This is a genomic window from Cupriavidus sp. SIMBA_020 (genome assembly GCF_046535395.1).
Taxonomy (GTDB): domain Bacteria; phylum Pseudomonadota; class Gammaproteobacteria; order Burkholderiales; family Burkholderiaceae; genus Cupriavidus; species Cupriavidus campinensis.
In genome coordinates this window covers 1-327 of sequence record NZ_JAWRWU010000243.1, presented here as the reverse complement: position 1 = coordinate 327, position 327 = coordinate 1, and the positions used below count along the sequence as shown (strand labels likewise).

Below are 327 nucleotides of genomic sequence, written 5' to 3'. Positions count from 1 at the left end.
GCGGCAGCAGGGTCGCCGCGATGCCGCTCGCCACGAGCAGCGTTTCCATCGTGTTGCAGGTGCCGTAGCGGTGCGTCTTCGCGTTGTCGCACACGGTCAGCGCCTTCGCGAGATCGGCGCGATCGTCGACATACACGTGGCAGATGCCGTCGAGGTGCTTGATCATCGGCACGCGTGCCTCGTTGATCAGGCGCTCGATCAGGCTCTTGCCGCCGCGCGGCACGATCACGTCGACGAACTCCGTCATGGTGATGAGCTTGCCCACCGCCGCGCGGTCAGCCGTTTCCACGACTTGCACCGCGTCTTGCGGCAGACCCGCCGCCGCCA

Annotated in this window: 1 protein-coding gene; it reads right to left on the bottom strand. The window is 67.0% G+C overall.

Annotation, left to right across the window (positions count from 1 at the left end; genetic code table 11):
* The coding region (locus SB751_RS29020) for an aldehyde dehydrogenase family protein (RefSeq protein ID WP_410748910.1) at positions 1–327 on the bottom strand (327 nt) is incomplete at both ends.